Origin of the sequence: Tabrizicola sp. (assembly GCF_031377265.1) — a bacterium.
GTDB lineage: Bacteria > Pseudomonadota > Alphaproteobacteria > Rhodobacterales > Rhodobacteraceae > JAUYQR01.
On record NZ_JANMET010000065.1, the window covers coordinates 1 to 3,829 of the forward strand.

The 3,829-nt window shown below is 66.9% G+C and carries 2 protein-coding genes; both read right to left on the reverse strand.

Annotation, left to right across the window (positions count from 1 at the left end):
- Window positions 1–230: 230 nt before the first annotated feature.
- Window positions 231–2,303 carry a hypothetical protein gene (locus tag RMO18_RS03765; protein WP_309663993.1) on the reverse strand — a complete coding sequence of 691 codons (2,073 nt, stop codon included), beginning with the start codon at window positions 2,301–2,303 and terminating at the stop codon, window positions 231–233.
- On the reverse strand, window positions 2,300–3,829 hold a 1,530-nt coding region (locus RMO18_RS03770; RefSeq protein ID WP_309663994.1), incomplete at its 5' end, for a DUF4159 domain-containing protein. The genes RMO18_RS03765 and RMO18_RS03770, both read right to left, overlap by 4 nt.

Consider the following 3,829-nt stretch of genomic DNA (forward strand, 5'->3'; position numbering starts at 1 on the left):
AGTCAGACCACATCCGGGCGCAAGATTTGCAACGCCAATCCGGTCTGAGGCCATCCACCCGGCGAACGCTTCACGCGCCCGAAACGCGGTTCGCGTTTCTGGCGCAGGTTCGGGTGTTGCTGCTCGGACCGGACGTTACGATGGCAAGGCGGACACCCATGGAAGACTGCGCGCGTGAAAATAGCATTGCCCCGCCAAACGGGCAACCTTTCGGTGTGCCAATCAGATTGTCAGCGCGCGCGCCCGCCTTTGCGACCCTCGATCAGCCAGGCCGCAACCGCAAAGCCCGCCGCCAGCAGCAACCATGCCCAACCCGGCAACAGTGCTGCCACATTCACATCTGCCGTAAGGTACGCCTCGCGCGGCGTTACCCCGATCCAGCCGCGCCCGGTTGCGGGCCGCCCGTCGCGCACCTGCCGGATATCGGGTATTCCATCTTCAAGCCGGGTCACCCCGCCGCGCGTTGGCGCCGCAACCGGTGCCAGCAGATCACCCGAGGCAATCGTGTCGACAAACTCGCGCGGGGCTGAGGGGCCGACCGCGATCACCCGCGTCAGATCCCCCTGTTCCAGCCGGTACAGCCCCAGCATCGGCGCGGTCCACGCCGTCTCATACTTGCCCGGCGCCACTTCCGGCAGCGTCAGTTCGGCTTGCGCCCCGTCCGGCCCGGTGATGGTCAGCGGGCCGGGCGGCTCCTCGGCCAGCGACCGGCGGGTGATGGTCAGGGCCTGACCCTTGGCCATCGCGGTCAGCGTCTCCTCTTCCAGCTCCGGCTCTTTCAGCATCCAGTGTGCCAGACGGCGCAACAGTTCCAGCTGCGGCCCGCCGCCTTCATAGCCGCGCCCCCAAAGCCACGCCTGATCTGAGGCCAGCACCGCAACCCGGCCCTGTTCCACCCGGTTCAGCACCAGCAAAGGCCGGTCGCCCGGCCCGGTCATCAGCACCTGCCCCGCAGTCTGCACCACCTCGACCAGCCGGAACCAGCGGCCCCAGCCCCCCTTGGGTGCCAGCGCCTCCAGCCCCTCGGTCACCGGATGGCGGCGGCCAAGGTCGGTCAGCGCCGGGCGAAAGCCTTCTTCAATCACCTGCGCTGTTGGTTCAACGGGTAGAATCTCGGCCATGGGCGAGCGGTAGAGGCTGTCAACCGCACCAAATTCCGGCCCGGCGGCGACCAGTACGGTGCCGCCCTGTTTGACATAATTGACCACGTTTTCGATGTAGGACATCGGCAGGATGCCCCGCATCCGGTAGCGATCAAAGATGATCAGATCGAATTCATCGATCTTTTCGACGAACAGCTCGCGCGTTGGAAAGGCGATCAGGCTCAACTCGTCGACCGGAATGCCATCCTGCTTTTCCGGTGGCCGCAGGATGGTGAAATGCACCAGATCGACGCTGGCATCCGACTTCAACAGGTTGCGCCAGACCCGTTCCCCGGCATGTGGCTCGCCCGAAACCAGCAGCACCCGCAGCCGGTCGCGCACGCCGTTCACCTGCACCACGGCGGCATTGTTGCGGTCGGTCAGCTCGCCCTCGACGTCCGCAACTGAAAACTGCAGCACGTTCATCCCGCCATGCGGCAGCGTCACCGGCAGCTCCAGCGGTTCGCCCACCGGCACCGCAAAGGTCGAAGGCTCATCCGCGTCGACGGTGATCGTCAGGTCCACGACGGCCCCCGCCGAGGCGGGAACCGCGCCCAGATCCTCGATCTCCAGCGTCAGGATGAATTCCTCGCCCATGATCGCGAAGGCGGGAGCGTTCTTGACCACCAGCCGGCGGTCCCAATCCGCCTTGCGGCCGGTCAACAGCACCTGCAACGGCGCGGGCAGGTTCGGGGCCAGCCCCAGATCATGCACCTGTCCGTCGGTGATCACGATGGCACCGGCCACGCGGGCACGCGGCTCCTCAGCCAGCGCCTCGGCCAATGCGGTCAGCGCCAGCGTGCCCGCATCCTCCTCGCCATCCCCCAGCCGGTGAATGCGCAATTCGGTGTTCGGCAAGGCGGCCACTTCGGCCTCGACCGCCGCCACCGCGCGCACGGTCTGATCGGTCCGGTCGCCCAGACCCTGCGACGCGCTTTCGTCCACGATCAGCAGCACGATATCGGTCAGAGGTGCGCGTTCTTCTTCCTGCAGTGCCGGGTTCGCCAGCGCCGCCAGCAGCACCAGCCCGGCCAGGCCGCGCAGCCACCAGCCCGACAGCCCGCGCCACAGCGCCAGCGCCACCAGCAGCACGGCGATGGCCGCAAACGCAAAAATCAACGGCCACGGCAGCAGCGGATCAAAGATCAGCTCTCGGGTCATTGGCCCAACCTTTCCAGCAGGGCCGGCACATGCACCTGATCAGACTTATAGTTCCCGGTCAGCACATGCATGATCAGGTTGATCCCGAAGCGGTAGGCGATCTCGCGCTGCCGCTCACCGGCGAAACCGCGCCCGACGGGCAGCAGGGGCACCCCGATGTCATCGGTGGCCCAGGCCGCCGCCCAATCGTTGCCGCCAATCACCACCGGCGTGACCCCGTCGTTGAGGTTGCGAAACGGCATGCCTTCGGCGGCGTCTTCGGTGGTTGCCGGGGCCGCTTCGACCCAGATCGCGCCCTGCGCGTGCCGGCCCGGAAATTCCTGCAGCAGATAAAACGTCCGGGTCAGCACATGGTCCGCCGGGATCTGTTCCAGCGGTGGGATGTCCAGACCCGCCGCAATCGCCTGCAACGCCTGCCCTTCGGGGGTTGATGCGCCAAAACCCGCCACATCGGCATCGCGGGTATCAAACAGGATCATGCCACCGGTGCGCAGATAGTCGTTCAGCTTTTCATAGGCTTCCGCCGAGGGCAGCTTTTGTCCCACCGTCACCGGCCAGTACAGGAATGGAAAGAACGCCAGCTCGTCGCGCTCGATATCCACGCCGATCGGCAGCGCCGGTTCAATCGTGGTGCGTTCCCACAGCCGGTCGCCAAGCCCGGTCAGCCCGGCCTCTGCCAGATCATCGATCTGCTGATCGCCGGTCAGCACATGCGCCAGCACCACCACCGATGTCGCCTGCACGGCAAAGTCGTCGCCCGGCAGCGCCTCTTGTGCGCGCGCCTGCGGGGCTACCGCGAACGCCAGCCCTGCCACGGCCAGAATCGCCGCACCCCGCCGCAGGCCGCTCAACCGCCCCGCAACCCACAGCGCCGCAAGAATATCCAGCAGCAGCAACCCCATCGCGCCGCTGAGGAACCCACCTTTCAGCGATTGCGCCGTCTGCCCTTCCAGCCCTTCGACCGCAGTGCCCAGCGGCCATTCGGCGGCCACAAGCTTGGTCTCCGCGCCGATCACGTTCAGCGCCACCCGCCGGTCCGCCCCGGCATACAGCCCCGGTGGCAACGCGCTGGCAGGCCCGGTGGCAATCGCGCCGGCCAGATCTTCGCCCGCCACACCGGCCACTTCGCCCGCGTCGGACAGTTGCCCATACGCATCCAGCACCACTTCCGGCACCCAGACCTGTCCTGCCAGATCCTCGGCCTCGGGCAGCGCGGGCCGGGTGGAAACTGCCAACCGTTCCAGCATCGCCACAAAAAGACCCGACAGGGGCAGTGTCGACCATTCGGCATTTGCCGTCACGTGCACCAGCACCACCTGCCCGTCGCCCACCACCTTGCGGGTGACCAAGGGCGTGCCGTCTTCCAGCGCCGCAATCGTCCGCGCGCCCAGATCGGGGTCGGGCTGTGCCAGAACCTGCTCCTTCACGGTCACATCCGCTGGCGCAGGCAGGCCAAAGAACGGCGAGCCTTCGGCAAACGGGGCCAGCCCCTTCGGTTCGCCCCAGCTCATCGTGCCGCCGACTGA

Bases quoted from the DNA above. Each gene is read 5' to 3' on its own strand.
- RMO18_RS03765 (WP_309663993.1), bottom strand. From the start codon at position 2,303: ATGACCCGAGAGCTGATCTTTGATCCGCTGCTGCCGTGGCCGTTGATT.